Annotated in this window: 16 protein-coding genes; 7 read left to right on the plus strand and 9 right to left on the minus strand. The window is 65.9% G+C overall.

Annotation, left to right across the window (positions count from 1 at the left end; all coding sequences use genetic code 11):
• Positions 1-38: 38 nt before the first annotated feature.
• Entirely contained in the window at positions 39-1,961 is a 1,923-nt protein-coding gene (locus tag ACMGF8_RS24265) for a phytase (RefSeq protein WP_416757461.1), read from the minus strand.
• A gap of 39 nt (positions 1,962-2,000) precedes the next feature.
• Positions 2,001-4,523, minus strand: coding sequence for a TonB-dependent receptor (locus ACMGF8_RS24270; protein WP_060844029.1), 2,523 nt, complete (start codon positions 4,521-4,523; stop codon positions 2,001-2,003).
• Between the two features lie 445 nt (positions 4,524-4,968).
• On the opposite strand from ACMGF8_RS24270, the gene ACMGF8_RS24275 reads away from it, so the two are divergent.
• From ACMGF8_RS24275 to ACMGF8_RS24290, 4 genes are all read left to right on the plus strand, one after another.
• Positions 4,969-5,883, plus strand: coding sequence for a GGDEF domain-containing protein (locus ACMGF8_RS24275; protein ID WP_102864833.1), 915 nt, complete (start codon positions 4,969-4,971; stop codon positions 5,881-5,883).
• Between the two features lie 9 nt (positions 5,884-5,892).
• Positions 5,893-6,930, plus strand: a complete 1,038-nt coding sequence (locus ACMGF8_RS24280; RefSeq protein WP_416757464.1) for an AraC family transcriptional regulator ligand-binding domain-containing protein — start codon at positions 5,893-5,895, stop codon at positions 6,928-6,930.
• 140 nt (positions 6,931-7,070) lie between these two features.
• Complete coding sequence (locus ACMGF8_RS24285) at positions 7,071-8,696, plus strand: NADP-dependent glyceraldehyde-3-phosphate dehydrogenase (protein ID WP_416757466.1); 1,626 nt, start codon at positions 7,071-7,073, stop codon at positions 8,694-8,696.
• 123 nt (positions 8,697-8,819) lie between these two features.
• Complete coding sequence (locus ACMGF8_RS24290) at positions 8,820-9,860, plus strand: FUSC family protein (RefSeq protein WP_180988475.1); 1,041 nt, start codon at positions 8,820-8,822, stop codon at positions 9,858-9,860.
• On the opposite strand, the gene glp is transcribed toward ACMGF8_RS24290, so the two are convergent.
• On the minus strand, positions 9,857-11,062 hold the full coding sequence (gene glp / locus ACMGF8_RS24295) for a gephyrin-like molybdotransferase Glp (RefSeq protein ID WP_250330129.1): 1,206 nt from the start codon (positions 11,060-11,062) through the stop codon (positions 9,857-9,859). The genes ACMGF8_RS24290 and glp overlap by 4 nt on opposite strands.
• A complete protein-coding gene (gene moaB / locus ACMGF8_RS24300) occupies positions 11,059-11,598 on the minus strand; it encodes a molybdenum cofactor biosynthesis protein B (protein ID WP_060840020.1) in 540 nt (179 codons plus the stop codon). The genes glp and moaB overlap by 4 nt, the downstream gene beginning before the upstream one ends.
• 226 nt (positions 11,599-11,824) lie before the next feature.
• Here moaB and mobA point away from each other — a divergent pair, with 226 nt between their 5' ends.
• The 3 genes from mobA to fdhD all read left to right on the plus strand — a co-directional run bounded on the left by mobA (position 11,825) and on the right by fdhD (position 14,327).
• Entirely contained in the window at positions 11,825-12,442 is a 618-nt protein-coding gene (mobA, locus tag ACMGF8_RS24305) for a molybdenum cofactor guanylyltransferase MobA (RefSeq protein ID WP_250330173.1), read from the plus strand.
• 109 nt (positions 12,443-12,551) lie between these two features.
• Complete coding sequence (locus ACMGF8_RS24310) at positions 12,552-13,445, plus strand: LysR family transcriptional regulator (protein WP_102864827.1); 894 nt, start codon at positions 12,552-12,554, stop codon at positions 13,443-13,445.
• Positions 13,446-13,499: 54 nt separating this feature from the next.
• Positions 13,500-14,327, plus strand: a complete 828-nt coding sequence (gene fdhD / locus ACMGF8_RS24315) for a formate dehydrogenase accessory sulfurtransferase FdhD (protein ID WP_250330128.1) — start codon at positions 13,500-13,502, stop codon at positions 14,325-14,327.
• Positions 14,328-14,400: 73 nt separating this feature from the next.
• On the opposite strand, the gene moaE is transcribed toward fdhD, so the two are convergent.
• From moaE to moaA, 5 genes are read right to left on the minus strand one after another with little or no spacing between them, the layout of a single operon-like run.
• Positions 14,401-14,859, minus strand: a complete 459-nt coding sequence (gene moaE / locus ACMGF8_RS24320) for a molybdopterin synthase catalytic subunit MoaE (RefSeq protein ID WP_102864825.1) — start codon at positions 14,857-14,859, stop codon at positions 14,401-14,403.
• A 3-nt stretch (positions 14,860-14,862) separates the two neighbouring features.
• Positions 14,863-15,114 carry a MoaD/ThiS family protein gene (locus ACMGF8_RS24325; RefSeq protein ID WP_102864824.1) on the minus strand — a complete coding sequence of 84 codons (252 nt, stop codon included), beginning with the start codon at positions 15,112-15,114 and terminating at the stop codon, positions 14,863-14,865.
• A complete protein-coding gene (gene moaC / locus ACMGF8_RS24330; protein WP_115580425.1) occupies positions 15,111-15,593 on the minus strand; it encodes a cyclic pyranopterin monophosphate synthase MoaC in 483 nt (160 codons plus the stop codon). The genes ACMGF8_RS24325 and moaC overlap by 4 nt, the downstream gene beginning before the upstream one ends.
• A gap of 26 nt (positions 15,594-15,619) precedes the next feature.
• Positions 15,620-16,519: a bestrophin family protein gene (locus ACMGF8_RS24335; protein WP_115580426.1), complete on the minus strand. Its 900-nt coding sequence runs from the start codon at positions 16,517-16,519 to the stop codon at positions 15,620-15,622.
• Positions 16,520-16,565: 46 nt separating this feature from the next.
• Positions 16,566-17,564 carry a GTP 3',8-cyclase MoaA gene (gene moaA / locus ACMGF8_RS24340; protein WP_416757471.1) on the minus strand — a complete coding sequence of 333 codons (999 nt, stop codon included), beginning with the start codon at positions 17,562-17,564 and terminating at the stop codon, positions 16,566-16,568.
• Between the last annotated feature and the right edge of the window lie 186 nt (positions 17,565-17,750).

Here is a 17,750-nt window from a genome sequence, read left to right on the forward strand (position 1 = left end):
ATTCGATGACATGCCGATGACCGGGTGATGACAGCCGCTCAGGGCAGCTTCAGGGCCCGGGTGACGTCGGCCCAGGGCACGAACTTGAAGTTCTGGGTCTGCTCGGGCATGCGCTTGCGCCCGTCCTGGACCACCAGCAGGCCCTGGCTCCAGGGCCCGCCGAGGTTGGCCGAGGTGACTTCCAGGCCGTCGGTTTCCGAGGCGCCGTCGATCCCCGCCGCGGCGTTGAGGCCGACCCGGAAGGCACCGTGGGAAGCGAACGGCGGCTCGGCGTCCAGCACCAGATAGCTGTCGTTGCCCTGGCTGGAAATCACCAGGTAGTCGCGGGCGTTGCTCTGGTACAGGGCCAGGCCCTCGACATCGGCCTGCAACAGGCCGCCGACCTTGATCACGCTGTGCAGGGTCGCCGGTTGTTCGGGGCGGGCGTCCAGGGCCCAGACCCCGACGTCCTCTTCCCCCAGGAACAGCCGCTGGCGCTGGTCGTCGGCGACGCAACCTTCGGGCTGGCTGGCCACCTTGAACTGGCGCACCAGCTCGCCCTGGGCACTGCCGGACGGCGCACTCAGGCGGTACTGGACGAAGGTGCCGTCCTTGTCGTTGGCAATCGCATAGATCTCGCCGCTGGCGGGCTGGAACAGGCACAGGCCGTAGATCGCCTTGAGTGGCGTGGGGATCTCCCCGGCCTCGCGCAGCTCGCCGCTGGCACGGTCGATGGCGAACAGGCTGAGGCTGTTGCGGTCGCGGTTGCTGGCCACGGCCAGGTCCACGGTCTGCTGGCCCAGCTTGAAGTTGGGGCGCACGTCGACGTTGTTCAGGCGCCCCACCGCCAGTTCCTGCAACAGCTTGCCCTGCAGGTCGTAGGCCAGCAGGCCCTGCTTCTTGTTGGTGCCCAGCACCCGGCTCAGGGACGGCTGCTGCGGGTGGACCCAGATCGCCGGGTCATCGGCGGCATCGCCCTGGCGCCCCACCGGTTCGCTCTGCACCGCCGCCTGCACGTTGGGCAATACCGGCGGCAGGGCCGGCGCGTGGGCCTGCCAGTCCAGCTGGCCCTGGTACAGGCGGCCATCCTCGTCATCGCGCAGCAACACTTGCAGGCCCTTGGCGCTGGCGCGCAGGGCGATGTTTTCCGGTTCCTTGAGGCCGCTCAGGGGCAAGCTGGCCTGGGCCGACCAGCCCTGCTCCTGCTGCTGATAGAGATGCAGTTGCGCGGCTTTCGGGTCCAGGCCCATTACCCCGCCCGGCACCAGGGCCATGGCTCCGGCGCTTTTCCTGATCTCGCCAAAGGGCGCGCGCAGGGCCACCGGCTGGCGTGCGGTGTCGGCTTCGGCGTGGGCCGGGTAGGCCCACCAGCCGACGTTCTGTTCATTGACCAGCAGTTGCTGGGCGGCGTCGTCCACCTGGCAGAACTTGGCCTCCGGCGGCAGCGGCAGGCCACGCACCCGTCGCGGCTCGGCGCTCAGTTGTGCGCCGTGGCCCACCAGCCACTGCTCGCCCTTGCCCTCCTCGCCCACCAGGAACAGGAACAGGTTGCTGGCCTCGTCGCGGTACAGGCACAGGCCGTTGACCGGGAAGTCGCGGGGCGGCAGGTACAGCGGCTGGCCCCAATGCCGGGCCTTCGGGTCGAGGCTCAGCAGCAGTGCCTGCTGGCGTTCGTTGTCCAGGCTGGCCACCAGCAGTTGCTGGCCGGCGGCGCGGCTGTCCAGGCCGTTGAACGAGCCCTTGAAGCGGGCCAGCTGGCGACCCTGTTCATCCAGCAGCAACAGGCCTTCGCGCTCGCTGGCCAGCAGCCGGTCGGCGCCTGTGCCGGCGGGCACGAAGCCCAGCCCGGTGACGCCCGGGGTCTGCTCGGCCCAGGGTTTGAGGGTCAGGCCCGGCACGCTGGGGGCGGCCTGGGCAGCACTGCTGGCCAGGCCAATGCACAGCGCCAGCAGGGTGGTTTTCGCGGTCGATACAGTGCTCATCACAATCCTTGGAGGTGCAGTCGGGCAGCGGCCCGGTACTTAGAAATGGGTGAAGGTCAGGCCGAGCTTGTAGGTCGGGCCGTATTCCTCGTACTGGGCGTTGTAGGAGCGGTTGCCGGTGTAGACGAAGTACGGCTGGTCGGTGAGGTTCTGCGCCTCGAAGCTCAGTTGCAGGTTCTTGCTCAGGGAATACTTGGCGCTGAAATCGACGAAGGTCTGGGCGTCCACGTGCAGGTCGTGGGCCTTGTCGCCGATCGAGGCCAGCTCATAGAGGTAGGCCGACTTGTAGTTGGCCGACAGGCGCAGACTGAGCTTGTCGTCTTCCCAACCGAGCATCAGGTTGCCCACGGTGTCCGACTGGTTGGGCAGGTCGATGTCGCGCTTGCGGTTGACCCCGGCCTTCTGGTCGAAGCCTTCGATGCTCGCGCTGGAGCGGCTGAAGGTGCTGTTGGCGCCCAGCAGCAGGCCGTTCCACGGCGCCGGCAGCCAGTCGAACTTCTGCGAGTAGGCCAGCTCCAGGCCATACAGCTTGGCGCTGTCGCCATTGGCGAAGGTGTGCGCCTCGGAGAACCCGCTCCAGGCGCCGGTGCCGGCCAGGTCGGTGTTGTAGACGAAGTTCTGGATGTCCTTGTAGAACACGAAGGCCGAGACGCTGCCGGCGCGGCCCATGTAGTGCTCGATGCCCAGGTCCAGGTTGCTCGACTCCAGGGGCTTGAGGTCCGGGTTGCCGAAGGTCGCCTCGTCGCCGTCGATGACAAAGCCCGGGGCCAGCTGGCCGAAGGTCGGGCGCACCACGCTCTTGGTCCAGGCCGCGCGCAGTTGGGTGTTCTTGTCCAGCTGGTAGCGCGCGTGCAACCCCGGCAGCCAGTGCTGGTAGCGGCGCTTGGTGTCGGTGGCGGTGAAGGCGCCGTCGGTGACCCCGGTGCCCTTGGCCTCGAACTCGGTGCCCTCGTAGCGCAGGCCGGCAATGAAGCGCCAGTCGTCGATGTCCAGGGTGTTCATGAAGTAGCCGGCGTTGATGTCTTCGCGGATCTTGAAGTCGTTGACCCGGGATTCTTCCTCGTCGTAGAAGGCCGCCGGATTCAGGCCGCCGATCAGTTGCTTGATGGCGCTGCCGCTGATGCCCGGGCCGAAGCGGCCCAGGGAATAGTCCACGCGGCCCTTCTGGAACTGCCCGAGGTTGAGCTGCTGGTCGGTGAAGCCCAGGGTGTCGAAGTCCTTGTAGACCCAGGCTTCCAGGTCGTTGTCCTTGTTGCGCCGGCTGACTTTGCCACCGAACTTGAACTGCGCGGCGTAGCCACTGAGGTCATAGTCCCGGGCCAGGTCCAGGCGCAGGTTCTTTTCGGTGTCGGTGGTGTTCTGCTTTTCCCAGTCGACCTTGTCCAGGGTGAAGTTGGCCGCGTCAAAGAAGCCTGAGCCAATCACCGGGCGCGGCTTGCCGTTGTCGTAGAAGCCGCTGTCGGAAAAGTCGCTGTTGCCCTTGAAGGTGGCCCCGGCGATATGCGCCGGGCTGTCTTCGCTGGAGCGGCTGTAGCCGGTCTGGCCGCTGAGGGTCCACAGGCCCAACTGGCGCTCGCCGCCGAACACGTAGGACTGGATCTCCTGGGTTTCCTCGCGCTGCTTGAGCTTGCGCTTGGCCTCGGCGTCGCCGCGTTCCCCGGCCGCCAGCGGGTCGGCGAACTCGATGCTGGTGGAGTTGCGCGTCTCGCTGTCCTTGTAGCGGCTGTAGAGGGTGCGCAGGTAGTAGCTGCTGCTGTCGTCGGGCTTGTAGTCGAAGTTCAGGCCGCCGCCGGCCCGCTCGCGGCTGATGGCGTAGTCGCGCTGCTCGAACTCCTGCAGCCTGGCGCCGCGCTCGAAGTCCCAGGCGCCGCCGGTCTCGACGTTGTCGGAGCCGAAATCGCGCTTCTGCCAGCTCAGGGCCGCGGCCACGCCGAAGTTGTCGATGCCGTCGCCGAGGCTGAAGCGGTTGCTCGCCGCGCCGGAGAATTTCGGGCTGGTCTGGCGGGTGTTCTGGTCGTAGCTGGCCTCGCTGCTGCCGCTGTAGAACAGGCCCTTGTGGTCGAAGGCCGAGAGGCTTTTCACGTCCACGGTGCCGCCCAGGGAGTTGGCGTCCATGTCCGGGGTCAGGGTCTTGATCACCGACAGCGACTGCACCAGCTCCGAGGGCAGCACATCCAGGGCCACGGCGCGGCGCGCGCTTTCCGGGGACGGCACCAGGGTGCCGTTGATGGTCACGCTGTTGAGGTCCGGGCCCAGGCCGCGGACGCTGACAAAGCGCCCTTCGCCCTGGTCACGCTCGATGCTGATGCCCGGCAGGCGCTGCGCCGCTTCGGCGGCGTTCTGGTCCGGCAACTGGGCCACGCCGTCGGCGTGTACCACGCTCTGGATGCTGTCCGAACGCCGTTGTTCCTTGAGCGCCTGATCGATGCTGGCCGCCTGGCCCACCACTTGGACGTGCTCGGTGGCGGCCGTTTCGGCGGCGCTCAAGCGTTCACTGGCGATGGCCATGGCCAGCGCGGTCAAGGTAAAGCTGACCAGCCCGGGACTGCTGCGCTTGTACATGAGGTTCCTCCCCAAGAGTCCGCCAACGCCGGGCAAGGGGCCCGGCAACTGGGAGGGCACGCTAGGGTTGGCGAATGACGGTTCTGTGACAGGCCTGGTCGGCAGGTCGCCAAAACAGTCGTTTTCCCGGGTTTCGCCCCGGCAAATGAGCTGAATTGACCCCTGCGGGAGCGGGCTTGCCGGCAAAAGCCATCACCCGTCGGGCGCAGGTCTTGCGGGCCCCATTGCCGGCAAGCCGGCTCCTACACATCCGTGGCGCCCCCGCCGCCCCGTAGGAGTGGGCTTGCCCGCGAAGAGGCCCTCGAGGCGGCCCCATCCAGCAAAAAAAAAACGCCTGAACCCTGAGCTGATTCGACCCCTCGACGGTTTTTTCCGCTGTCACCCCACCGTCACAAACATCTGCTGTGCTGGCGCCCTCTCACTCCTGGCAAAAAGGATCGCGGCCATGTTCTGCGTGCTCAAACCCCACCGCTGGAAACTCGCCGCGCTGTTGCTGGCGGCCAATGCCGGGCTGTTGCTGCACCTGGCTTGCGGCAGCCTGAAATCGGTCAGCGAGTGGCAATGGCTGGACATCATCGGCGAAGGCGGCTCGGCACTGCTGGCCCTGGTCTGGCTCGCACTGGTGCTCAAGAGCCGCCCCGCCGGCCGGGTCACCAACTACCTGGCCCTGGGCCTGAGCTGCATTTTCTTTTCCTGGTGGATCGACAGCCTCGACGAGTTCATCCGCCTGCCCGCCAGCATCACCTGGGACCACTGGCTGGAGTCCGGGCCGATGCCCATCGGCATGATCCTGCTGACCATCGGCATCTACCACTGGCACCGCGAACAGCTGGCCATCAGCGCGCAGATGGAAAAGAAGGAACGGCTGTTTCGCGAGCACCGGCAGTTCGACAAGCTCACGCCCCTGGCCGGCGCCGACTACCTCAAGCGCGAGCTGGCCGCCAGCCTGGAGGACAGTCGCCGCCAGCAGCAGCCGTTGTCGTTGCTGGCCCTGGACCTGGACCATTTCGCCGCGATCAACCAGGACTACGGCCACGCCGAAGGGGATGCGGTGCTGCAAGCCCTGAGCCATGTGCTGCTGCTCAACCTGCGGCGCCAGGACCTGCTGTGCCGACTGGCCGGCGACCGCTTCGTGGTGCTCTTGCCCAACACCGGCGAGAGCCAGGCCCGACTGCTGGCCCTGGAACTGCAACAGGCGGTGCAGGGCCTGGCGCACAAGACCCGGCAACACGGCGAGCGCCTGCACCTGGCGGCCAGCACCGCGGTGGTGATGGCCCTGGAGGAGACCCCGGAGGTCCTGCTCAAACGCCTCAACCTGGCCCTGGCCCGGGCCAAGCAGCCCCTGGCGAAAACCGCCTGAGGCGCCGTCATGACCGTGAAGACCCACTGGTACGAAGCCGATACCCGCTTCATCCCCGGGCACTATCAACCGGCGGCGCTGATCGACCTGGCGCTGTCGCGGGACATCGACAGCCATCGCCTGCTGCGCGGCACCGGGCTGTTCCACGAGGACATCCTGGCCGGACAGACCCGTCTCAGCCCGCAGCAGTTCCTGGCGCTGATCGGCAACAGCCGGCGCCTGCTGGACGCCGACGACAGCAGTTTCCTGTTTGGCCAGCGCCTGCTGCCCGGGCACTACGGCGCCGCCAGCCATGCCTTGCGCCATGCCCAGAACCTGCATCAGGCCCTGGACACCCTGGTGCAGCAGCAGGCCCTGCTCAGCCCCCTGCTGAGCCTACGCCTGGTGCTGGATGAGCAGCATGCCTATTGCTACTGGCTGGACAGCTGCGGCGCCGGCGAGCACGGGCGCTTCCTGCTGGAAGCCAGCATGACTTCGCTGGTGGCCATGAGTCAGTGGCTCAGCGGCCAGCGCCTGCCCTGGGAATGCAGCTTCAGCCATGCCGAGCCGCGCTACGTCGAGCAGTACTGGGTGCACCTGGGGGAACAGACCCAGTTCCGGCGCCCCCTGGACCTGATGCGCATCCCCCGGCAATACCTGACCCGGCCCTGGCCCGGGGCCTCGGCCACCGCCGGCCAGGTGGCGCGCCTGGAAGCCGACGAACACCTGCGCCAGCTGGGTTTTTCCGGGAGTTTTCTCGATGCCCTGGACCGCTACCTGCAAGCCAACGTGCGGCATGCGCCGAGCCTGGAACAGACCGCCCAGGCCTTCGCCATGAGCCCGGCGACCCTCAAGCGCAAGTTGAGCAAGCACCACAGCGGCTACCAGCAGCAGGTGGACCGGGTGCGCAAGCAGGTAGCGCTGTACCTGTACCAGATCAGGGGCTGGAGCAACGAGGCAGTGGCCGAGTACCTGAACTTCAATGACCCGGCCAACTTCCGCCGCTCCTTCAAGCGCTGGACCGGCAGCACCCCAACCCTGATCCGGCAGTTGCTGGGCGACAGCTGAAACGTTTAACCTCGAACCATGACCGCGGGTGTGCCAACTGCACAAAGCGCTAAAGCCGCAGGCCATTCAGGCGTATAAACCTTGGAGCGATGGCGCCACTGTCATCCGCGCCGGAGCCATTTCCAACACGGGGTAGAGTCATGACCACAGCCAATGTCCTCAACAACCTGTTTCCTGCTGCCGCCGACATCCCCGAAGCCTATCGCCTGCCCGATCCGGTGGAGCAGCGCGACTACCTGGTAGACGGTGAACTGCGCACCTGGAACGGCCCCCTGGCCCAGCTCCGCAGCCCGATCTACTTGAGCGGCGCCGACGGCGACCAGCAAGTGATTCTCGGCAGCACACCGCTGCTGGACGCTGATACCGCCCTCACCGCCCTGGACGCCGCCGTGCGCGCCTACGACCGCGGCCAGGGCGCCTGGCCAACGATGCGCGTGGCTGAGCGCATCCAGCACGTGGAAGCTTTCCTGGCGCGCATGCGCGAACAGCGCACAGCAGTGGTCAAGTTGCTGATGTGGGAAATCGGCAAGAACCTCAAGGACTCGGAGAAAGAGTTCGACCGCACCTGCGACTACATCGTCGACACCATCGGCGCGCTCAAGGAACTGGACCGGCGCTCCAGCCGCTTCGAACTGGAGCAGGACACCCTCGGCCAGATCCGCCGCGTGCCCCTGGGCGTGGCCCTGTGCATGGGCCCCTACAACTACCCGCTGAACGAAACCTTCACCACCCTGATCCCGGCACTGATCATGGGCAACACCGTGGTGTTCAAGCCGGCCAAGCTCGGCGTGCTGCTGATCCGCCCGCTGCTCGAAGCCTTCCGCGACAGCTTCCCGGCCGGGGTGATCAACGTCATCTACGGCAGCGGCCGCGAGACCGTCAGCGCGCTGATGGCCAGCGGCAAGATCGACATCTTCGCCTTCATCGGCACCAACAAGGCCGCCAGCGACCTGAAGAAACTCCACCCCAAGCCGCACCGCCTGCGCGCGGCCCTGGGCCTGGACGCGAAGAACCCGGGAATCGTGCTGCCCGATGCCGACCTGGACAACGCGGTCAGCGAGGCCGTTACCGGCGCGCTGTCGTTCAACGGCCAGCGCTGCACCGCGCTGAAGATCCTGTTCGTCCATGAAAGCGTGGTGGAGCGCTTTATCCAGCAGTTCAACGCCAAGCTGCAAGGCCTCAAGCCGGGCATGCCCTGGGAGCCGGGCGTGGCCCTGACGCCACTGCCGGAAAACACCAAGGTCGATTACCTGCACGCCCTGGTAGCCGATGCCCAGGCCCACGGCGCCCAGGTGGTGAACCCCCATGGCGGCGAGTCGCGGGCGTCGTTCTTCTACCCGGCGGTGCTGTACCCGGTGAACCCGCAGATGCGCGTCTACCACGAGGAACAGTTCGGCCCGGTGGTGCCCATCGTGCCCTACCGCGACCTGGACACGGTGATCGACTACGTCCTGGAGTCGGACTTCGGCCAGCAACTGAGCCTGTTCGGCAGCGACCCGGCGGTGATCGGCCGGCTGGTGGACACCTTCGCCAACCAGGTCGGGCGGATCAACATCAACGCCCAGTGCCAGCGCGGCCCGGACACCTTCCCCTTCAACGGTCGCAAGAACTCCGCCGAGGGCACGCTGTCGGTGCATGATGCGTTGCGCACCTTCTCGATCCGCACCCTGGTGGCGACCAAGTTCCAGGAGCGCAACAAGGAGCTGATCAGTGACATCATCCGCAACCGCGACTCCAGCTTCCTGACCACCGACTACATTTTCTAAAAGCGCCTGGCCGGGGCTCGCCACGCGGCGAGTCGCGGCTACTGATTCAGCCACTCATCAGCTATTGGAGAAACCGGTCTGGGCCCGTTCAAACACCTGCGGGGCATCCACCTGCCGCCCTTGCTGCAGCGCCTGCTGCGTCCCCTGCTGGACCCGTACCGGCGCTACCGTCACGCCCGCCTGATCCACGCGGTGCGGGTCGCCCTCGGCCTGATCGCCACCATTCTCCTGACCACCGGCCTCAACCTGCCCCACGGCGAGTGGGCGTCGGTGACCATGCTGGTGGTGATCGGCGGCCTGCAGCACCACGGCAACATCGGCAAGAAGGCCGCCGAGCGGGCCATCGGCACCCTGGTGGGCGCCGGGGTCGGCCTGGTGCTGGTGGTGCAGCAGGCGTACTTCGGCCATCCCTGGCTGACCTACCTGGGCATGTCGGCGGTGTGCGGCTACTTTTCCTACCACGCCATCGGCAAGGGCGGGTATACCGCGCTGCTGGCGGCGATCACCGTGTTCATCGTCGCCGGCCATGGCGACAACCAGATCAGCGACGGCCTGTGGCGCGCGGTGGACATCCTCATCGGCATTGCCCTGGCCCTGGCGTTTTCCTTCGCCATTCCGCTGTACGCGGTATATTCCTGGCGCTACACCCTGGCCAGCGCCCTGCGCGACTGCGCCCAGTTGTACGGACGGATCATCCAGGGCCAGTCGGTGACCGACGACGAACACCTCAAGCTCCTGGGCCGGGTCAACGCCGCCATGCTGCAACTGCGTTCGCTGATGCCGTCGGTGTCCAAGGAAGTGCGGATTTCCATGACCGAACTGGACGCCATCCAGCGCAATCTGCGGATGTGCATCAGCACCCTGGAGATCCTCGGCAACACCCGCCCCGATGCCAGCGACCGGCAGGCCATGGCACAGATGCAACTGGCACTCAAGGCCGAGCACCGGCAGATCCGCGTGCAGTTGATCGGCATGGCCCGGGCCCTGCAAACGGGGGGCACCCAGCGCCTGGACAAACCCCTGGAAGGCCATGCCGACAAGGCCCTGGAGGCGCCGGTGTATTCGCCCCTTGACGGTTACCGACTGCTCACCCGGCAGTTGGCCGCGACCCTGGGCGAAATGCGCCAGCGACTGGCCAAAAGCGCCCGGCACTGGAAGATTTAAAACAACTCGCTAAAGGGAATGAAACGCGCCGCCTCGCCCACCTGCAGGGTGTGGCCTTCAAGGATCTCCACCAGGCCATCGGCCCAGGAGGCTCCCAGCAATACCCCAGAGCTCTGATTCGGGTAGAGCACGGCGCGGCCGTTTTCCAGGCGCGCCCGCAGGTATTCCCGGCGGCTGCCGGCCTTGGCCCAGTTGAAGGCCACGCTGACCGGCACACTCAAGGGCGCAACCTGCTCCACTCCCTGAATCCGCAACAGGTAGGCCCGGGCCAGCAGGCCGAAGGTCACCAGGGCCGAGGCCGGATTGCCCGGCAGGCCGATCACCGGCACCTGGCCGAAGTGGCCCACCGTCAGCGGTTTTCCGGGTTTGATGGCGAGCTTCCAGAACAGCGGTCGGCCGTTGTTCCTCAGCACCTGGCCCAGGCAATCGGCATCCCCCGCCGAGACCCCGCCAGTGGTCAGGATCAGGTCCGCGCCATGCTGCAACTGTTCCAGCCTGAGCCGGGTCTGCTGTGGCTGGTCGGGAAGAATCCCGGCGTCGATGACCTCGCAGCCCAGGCTGTCGAGCCAGTGGCGGAGCAAGGTGCGGTTGCTGTTGTAGATGCAACCCGGGCGCATGGGCATGCCCGGTTCCAGCAACTCATCGCCGGTGGACAGCAACGCCACCCGCGGACGGCGCACCACTTGCAGCTCGGTGCAGCCCTGAGCGGCGGCCACCGCCAGTTCGAAAGGCCCCAGGCGCTTGCCGGCTTGCAACAGCACATCACCAGCCCGGTTCTCCTGGCCTTGAGGGCGGATGTTCTGTCCCGGTTTCAGCGCCTGGGTGAAGCGCGCCCGGCCATCCTCCAGCAACTCGACGTTCTCCTGCATCTCCACGCAGTCAGCGCCGGCAGGCACCGGGGCGCCGGTGAAGATCCGCGCACAGGTGCCCGGCTGCAAGGGGGCGCCGGGCTGACCGGCAAAGATCGTCTGTGACACCGCCAGTGGCTGGCCGTCCCAGTGCTGCAGGTTGAGGGCGTAACCGTCCATGGCGCTGTTGGCCCAGGGCGGCAGGTCCAGGGTCGCCACCAGGTCAGTGGCCAGCACCCGTTGCCGGGCATGGTCCAGGGCCAGGGTTTCGCTTTGCGTCAGACGTTGGGTATCGGCCATGGCCAGCAGGCTGGCCAGTGCTTCTTCCAGCGGCATCAAGTGGCCCTGGCTCATCCCCGGGACTCGCAGGCCTGCACCGGCTTGAGGTGCGGCACGAAATTGCACGGCCGATGGCGGGCATCCAGTTGCTCGGCGAGGATGCCTTCCCAGGCGGTGCGGCAGGCCCCGGTGGAGCCCGGCAGGCAACACACCAGGGTGCCATTGGCCAGCCCGGCCAGGGCCCGGCTCTGTACCGTGGAGGTGCCGATATCGAGGATCGAGATGGCGCGAAACAGCTCGCCAAAGCCGTCGATGTGCTTGTCCAGCAGGCAACTCACGGCTTCGGGGGTGCTGTCGCGACCGGTGAAGCCGGTGCCGCCGGTGATCAACACCACCTGGATGCGCTCGTCAGCGATCCAGGCCGCCACCTGGGCGCGGATCTTGTACAGGTCGTCCTTGAGCAGGTTGCGCTCGCTCAGGGTGTGACCGGCTTCCAGCAGGCGACTGACCAGCAGTTGCCCGGAGGTGTCCGTGGCGTATTCCCGGGTATCGCTGACTGTCAGCACGGCTATGTTCAAGGGTACAAACAACGCATCCGACTTCACGCTCATGTCATTCTCCGACCGGCAAGATAAAAATCATGGATGCAGGCTAAAGGCCCGAAACCGCGGCTGTCTAATCGTTCTGGCTGACCGGATTATCGAGGCGCTCTATCGTCAACCGCGGTTTGGCGTGGCGGTTGATAAAGCCCATCAATCGTCCATTCAACACTTCCGATTGGACGCGCCCGAAGGACAATGCCATCGTTTGCGCCACCCACCCGACATGCGCCAGACCATGACCCCGACCCGCTCTGCCCCAACTGCCTCCCCGCCCTGCTCGATCCTGCTGCTGGCCGGTGGCCGCGGCTCGCGCATGGGCGGTCGCGACAAGGGCCTGGTGACCTGGCAGGGCCGGCCCTTGATTGCCCATGTGCAGGCCACGGTGCGGCCCTTCAGCGACGACCTGATCATTTCCTGCAACCGCAACGCCGAGCAGTACCGGCCCTATGCCGATCGCCTGGTGGCGGATGAGCAGGCAGACTTTCCCGGCCCCATGGCCGGCGTGCTGGCGGGCCTGGCAGTGGCCCGGCACCCCTGGCTGCTGGTGCTGGCCTGCGACGCGCCGCGGATCGACGGCGCGCTGATCCAGGCGCTGCTGGATGCCCGCCCGGCGGACACCCTCAGCCCGTTGATGGTGCAGCAGGACGGACAGTGGCAACCCATGTTCAGCCTGATACCCACAGCCCTGGCAGCCCGCTTGCGCGCCGCCTGGGAGCGCGGCGAGCGCAGCCTGCTGCGGGCCCTCACCGCCCATGGCCTGAAACCTTTGCCCTGCGCCGCCGACGATCCGCGGCTGAGCAACTTCAACACCCCTGAACTACTGTCTGAAACAGACCCCGGGCCCGTGGCCTGAACGCCGACGGTGTGCCCCGAGGGTTCGGCCCGGGAAGACTGAACGTCTTTCCACGAACCGGACACCTGCGTTAATACTGACTCCGATTCCCTTCACCACAGGTGCCATTGTGGACATCAAGCAACTCAAGTTTCTGATCGCCCTGGAGCAGACCCGGCACTTCGGCCAGGCTGCCGCGCGCTGCCACATTACCCAGCCGACCCTGTCCATGCGCCTGCGCAACCTGGAGGATGAGCTGGACCTGATCCTGGTGACCCGCGGCCAGCGCTTCGAAGGCTTCACCGAGGCCGGCGAGCGGGTCCTGGCCTGGGCCAAGACCCTGCTGGCGGCCCATGACGGGCTGTTCGCCGAGGCCGCCGCCTGCCGCGGGCAACTGGTGGGTAACCTGCGCCTGGGCCTGGTGCCGCTGAGCGGCTTCAACCCCATCAGCTATGTGCAGAAGCTCTCGGCGAGCTTTCCCGAGCTCAAGTTCAGCCTGTCGTCCGCCAGCTCCGACCGGATCATCGAGGACATCGGCAACAACCAGCTGGACCTGGGGGTCTGCTACCTGGACCACGTCAACCCCAACTACCTGGACTTCTTCGAGATCGGCGAGACCCGGGTCGGCCTGCTCTACGACACCCGGCACTTTCATTTCGAAGGCAGCGAGATGAGTTGGGAGGACGCCGCCGAGCTGCCCCTGGGCATGCTCAGCACCGGCATGCACTATCGCAAGTCCATCGACCTGAGCTTTCGCAGCCGCGGCCTGAACCCGACGCCGATCCTGGAGAGCGATTCCACCTACCAGCTGTTCCAGGCGATCCACGAGGGCTTCTGCTGCTCGATCATGCCCCTGGACAGCGGCCTGGATTCGCCCATCGACAACCTGGCCTTTATCCAGCTGCCGGATGCCAGCGTGCTGGCGCCCCTGGGCCTGGTGATGCGCAAGACCGAACCGCGCTCGGCGATTGCCGAAAAGTGCTTCGCCGAAGCCAGGAAACTCTTTGCCATCAAGGGCGAATGAACGCCCCCGGAGCCAGCGTGCCCCGGAGTGAATCGACTGTATTGAGGTGTCGTCATGGTTTGCCGTATCGAACAATCGGAGCAACAGCCCGAGGCCAATGCACCGGCCCCCGCGCCGCAGCGCGTGACCTATCGCGAATACAGCTCCGAGGGCGGAGTGGCCGAGGCGCCGCTGGCCGCCGAGATTGCTCTGGCCATCACCTACAACGGTCTGAGCCAGGCGGTGATGATGGTGTCTCCCGGCAACCTGGAGGATTTCATTCGCGGCTTCAGCATCACCAACGACATCGTCAGCGACCTCAGCGAAATCTACGACATCCGCCTGAGCCACTTTCCCCAGGCCTGCCAGGCCGATGTGCAGATTTCCAGCCGGGCCTTCTGGGCCCTCAAGGACCATCGCCGGCAAATGGCCGGGACCAGCGGCTGCGGGTTATGCGGCGTGGAAGCCCTGGAACAGGCGCTGCCGCAACTGCAGAGCCTCGAACCTTCGCCGCTGCCCCCCGCCGAGCATCTGCAGGGCCTGCGCGAGCGCATCGAACAGGCCCAGCACATGGCCCGCAGCAGCGGCGCCCTGCACGCGGCGCTGTATATCGACGAACAGGGCGAGGTGCGCCTATGCCAGGAAGACATCGGCCGCCACAACGCCCTGGACAAGCTGATCGGCGCCCTGCTGAACGCCGGGATCGATGGCCGCCAGGGCTTCACCGTGGTCACCAGCCGCTGCAGCTTGGAACTGATCCACAAAGCCGTGCGCGCCCGCCTCGGCACCCTGGTCAGCCTGTCGGCGCCCACCGCCCTGACGGTGCAATGGGCCAACAAGCACCACCTGAACCTGATCCACGTGCCCCATCGCAACGCCCCGCGGATCTACAGCCCGGTGTAAATGCACAACGCCGGAAGACAGGCATCCGGCGTTGTTCCCCACCTTCCCTCAAGCCTCACTCACCGGCATCAGCTCAACGTTCTGCAACCCAACGTTCGGCAGCCTGCCGGTCGCTCTCACGTCCGTCGATCCAGCGTTCGCCACCGGGGGTGACTTCGCGCTTCCAGAACGGTGCGCGGGTCTTGAGGTAATCCATGATGAAGGCGCAGGCCTCGAAGGCGGCTTGCCGGTGGGCACTGGCCACGCCGACAAAAACGATGGGCTCGCCCACCTGCAACAACCCCACCCGATGCACCAGGCTCACCCGGTTCAGCGGCCAACGCTCCCGGGCCTGTTGCACGATGCCCTGCAGCGAGCGCTCGGTCATGCCCGGGTAGTGTTCCAGGTACAGGCTCTGTACCGCCTCCCCCAGGTTGAGGTCGCGCACATAACCGACAAAGGTCACCACCGCGCCGACACGGCTATCGCCGGCCTGCAGGCCGGCGTTGAGTTGATCAAGGTTGAAGGCCTGGGTCTGCACCTGAATGCTCATGCCTCAGCCCCCGGTCACTTGAGGAAAGAAGGCGATTTCATCGAAGTCCTCGATGACCGCATCGAGCTTGCACAGGTCCTGGTTCAGCGCGCACATCAGGCTGCTTTCCCCCAGCACCGTGGCCCAGGTTTCACCCCGGGCCATCAGCAACTGGCGCACGTCATCGACGGTGTGCAGGTCGGCGTCCAGGGGCAGTTTCTCGCCGCCGCTGCCCAGCTGTTCGCGGTAGCGGGCAAAGTAATTGACCAGAATCATTGCGTTTCTCCAGCGATGAACAGCCCTGATTTGCCGCCCTGCTTCTTCAGCAGTTGCAGGCCCTCGATGACCATGCCCCGGTCCACCGCCTTGCACATGTCGTAGATCGTCAGCGCCGCCACGCTGGCGGCGGTCATGGCTTCCAGTTCGACCCCGGTGGCGCCATTGAGTCGGCAGCAGGTGGTGATCTGCACCCGGTCTGGCGGCAGCGCTTGCAGTTCGACGTGGATGCCGCTGAGCAGCAACGGGTGGCACAGGGGGATCAGTTCGTGGGTCTTCTTCGCCGCCATGATCCCGGCGATGCGCGCCACGGCGAACACGTCGCCCTTGGGGTGCCCCTGGTCCTGGATCAGTTGCAGGGTGGCCGGGAGCATGCGCACCCAGGCCTGGGCCTGGGCTTCGCGCTCGGTTACGGCCTTGCAGGTGACATCCACCATGCTGGCCCGGCCCTGGGCGTCCAGGTGAGTGAGTTCGTTCATGTGCAACCTCGGATAAAGACAGTGGATCAGCTCAGGACATAGTCCACCGGCACCAGGGCCGGCGGCAGTTCAGTAGCCCCCAGGGCGTCGAGAATCTCGCGTTCGAGGGTACGCACCAGGGCGTCCATCGGCAGGTCGTTCTCGTCGTGGCCAAAGGGGTCTTCCAGCTCGTCGCCAATGGCGTCCAGGCCAAAGAAGGTGTAACTGACGATGGCGGTGAAGATCGGCGTCAGCCAGCCCAGGGGCTCGGCCATGGCAAAGGGCAAGAGGATGCAGAACATGTAGCTGGTGCGGTGCAGCAGCAAGGTGTAGGGGAACGGCAGCGGCGTGCCCTTGATCCGCTCGCAGGTGGTTTGCGCGGCGGTGATCCCGGACAGCAGATTGGCGATCAGCAGGTAGCGCCACTCGCTGATCACGCCCGAAGTCGCCAGGGCCGAGCACTGGCGCGACACCTGGCGCAGGACGCTGTCCGGCAGGTTCGGCGTCCGGGCCGCCGGCCAATGGCTGAGCCAGGTGCCTGCCGCGCTGAGCTCGTCTTCCTGGCGCAGCCGGGCCTTGAGGGCGTGGGCGAAACCGCACAGGTCCCGCAGGATGCTGCTGCGGGCCTGGGCATCGCCGAGCACCTGGGTTTCGCGGATTAGCGAGCGCACCTCGGTGAGCACCGCGCCCAGGGCCTTGCGCCCTTCGTACCAGCGGTCGTAACAGGCGTTGTTGCGAAAGCTCATGAAGATCGACAGCGACAACCCGAGCAAGGTGAAAGGCGTGGCATTGACCTTGGAAAAGTAGGCCGGGTGCAGGGTTTCGATCAGCACGATGGCCGAGGCCAGCAGGGTCACCAGCAGGCTGCGCAAAGCAATGCGCTTGGCGATCGACCCCTTGAGGGAGATCAGCACGCTGATCAGGTTGGGTTTGGATCTGACGATCATCGGGGCGAAACCTTTGCACGATAAGAAGGGAGCAATGAGCGGCGGCTCAGCCGCCGGTCATGTTCATGAAACGCACCACCTGGAGCTCATCGTTGAGCTCGAAATGGTGGCGATAGGGCTTGAGCTTCATCGCCTCGACAATGGCCCGCTGCAGGCGCTCGGCGTCACCGGGGTGGGCGCGCAGCACGGCCTTGAGGTCCACCGAGTGTTCGTTGCCCAGGCACAGCAGCAAGCGCCCTTCCACTGTCAGCCGTACGCGGTTGCAGGTGCCGCAGAAGTTGTGGCTGTGGGGCGAGATGAAGCCCAGGCGGATCTGCGGCGCCTCGGCCAGGCGCCAGTAGCGCGACGGCCCCTGGGTCGACTCGGCGGACTCCATCAGGGTGTAGTGCTCGGCGATCCGCTCACGGACCTGGGCGCTGGAAAAGAATGCATCGCGGCGGCTGTGCTCGCTGATGGTGCCCAGGGGCATCTCCTCGATAAACGAGAGGTCCAGGCTGCGGTCGATGGCAAACGCCACCAGTTCGTTGATCTCGCGGTCGTTGCGCCCTTTCATCACCACGCAGTTGAGCTTGGTGCGCTCGAAGCCCGCGGCAATCGCCGCGTCGATGCCGGCGATGACCTGGGACAGGTCACCGGTGCGGGTCAGCTGACGAAACAGCGTCGGGTCCAGGCTGTCGAGGCTGATGTTCAGGCGCTTGACCCCGGCCTCGAACAGCGGCGCTGCCAGCTTGCCCAGTTGCGAGCCATTGGTGGTCATGCACAGCTCCCGCAGCCCCGGCAATTGCCCGATGCGCTCGCACAGTTGCACCACCCCGGGACGGATCAGCGGCTCGCCACCGGTGAGGCGGATCTTGCGCGTACCCAGGGCGACGAAACGCTGCGCCAGCTGGTACAGCTCTTCCAGGGTCAGGATGCGTTGGCGCGGCAGGAACTGCATGTCCTCGGCCATGCAATACACGCAACGAAAATCGCAACGGTCGGTCACCGACATACGTAAATAGTCGACCCGTCGAGCAAAGCCATCCACCAATACTTGATCTGACATCACAGCCTCTGTCGACGCTTGCGACCTATAGGTCTTAGTTGTAATTCGCGGCCACAAACGACCGTTAAGGAGTTGTTGCCGGCAAGACTAAGAGCGATTAGAAGTTGCGTCCAATCGCTATTTACAACTGATTGATCAACGCACTCTATCAACGAAAAAACCGCCCACAATCAGCAACAAAAATTC

The sequence above is a fragment of the Pseudomonas sp. BNK-7 genome, from assembly GCF_048072025.1.
GTDB classification, from domain to species: domain Bacteria; phylum Pseudomonadota; class Gammaproteobacteria; order Pseudomonadales; family Pseudomonadaceae; genus Aquipseudomonas; species Aquipseudomonas danubii.

Coding starts and splice junctions, on each gene's coding strand:
- moaE (WP_102864825.1), bottom strand. CDS start 14,859: ATGAGCATTCAGGTGCAGACCCAGGCCTTCAACCTTGATCAACTCAAC.
- moaB (WP_060840020.1), bottom strand. CDS start 11,598: ATGAGCGTGAAGTCGGATGCGTTGTTTGTACCCTTGAACATAGCCGTG.
- ACMGF8_RS24325 (WP_102864824.1), bottom strand. CDS start 15,114: ATGATTCTGGTCAATTACTTTGCCCGCTACCGCGAACAGCTGGGCAGC.
- ACMGF8_RS24275 (WP_102864833.1), top strand. CDS start 4,969: ATGTTCTGCGTGCTCAAACCCCACCGCTGGAAACTCGCCGCGCTGTTG.
- ACMGF8_RS24280 (WP_416757464.1), top strand. CDS start 5,893: ATGACCGTGAAGACCCACTGGTACGAAGCCGATACCCGCTTCATCCCC.
- fdhD (WP_250330128.1), top strand. CDS start 13,500: ATGGTTTGCCGTATCGAACAATCGGAGCAACAGCCCGAGGCCAATGCA.
- ACMGF8_RS24270 (WP_060844029.1), bottom strand. CDS start 4,523: ATGTACAAGCGCAGCAGTCCCGGGCTGGTCAGCTTTACCTTGACCGCG.
- ACMGF8_RS24265 (WP_416757461.1), bottom strand. CDS start 1,961: ATGAGCACTGTATCGACCGCGAAAACCACCCTGCTGGCGCTGTGCATT.
- moaC (WP_115580425.1), bottom strand. CDS start 15,593: ATGAACGAACTCACTCACCTGGACGCCCAGGGCCGGGCCAGCATGGTG.
- glp (WP_250330129.1), bottom strand. CDS start 11,062: ATGAGCCAGGGCCACTTGATGCCGCTGGAAGAAGCACTGGCCAGCCTG.
- ACMGF8_RS24285 (WP_416757466.1), top strand. CDS start 7,071: ATGACCACAGCCAATGTCCTCAACAACCTGTTTCCTGCTGCCGCCGAC.
- mobA (WP_250330173.1), top strand. CDS start 11,825: ATGACCCCGACCCGCTCTGCCCCAACTGCCTCCCCGCCCTGCTCGATC.
- moaA (WP_416757471.1), bottom strand. CDS start 17,564: ATGTCAGATCAAGTATTGGTGGATGGCTTTGCTCGACGGGTCGACTAT.
- ACMGF8_RS24335 (WP_115580426.1), bottom strand. CDS start 16,519: ATGATCGTCAGATCCAAACCCAACCTGATCAGCGTGCTGATCTCCCTC.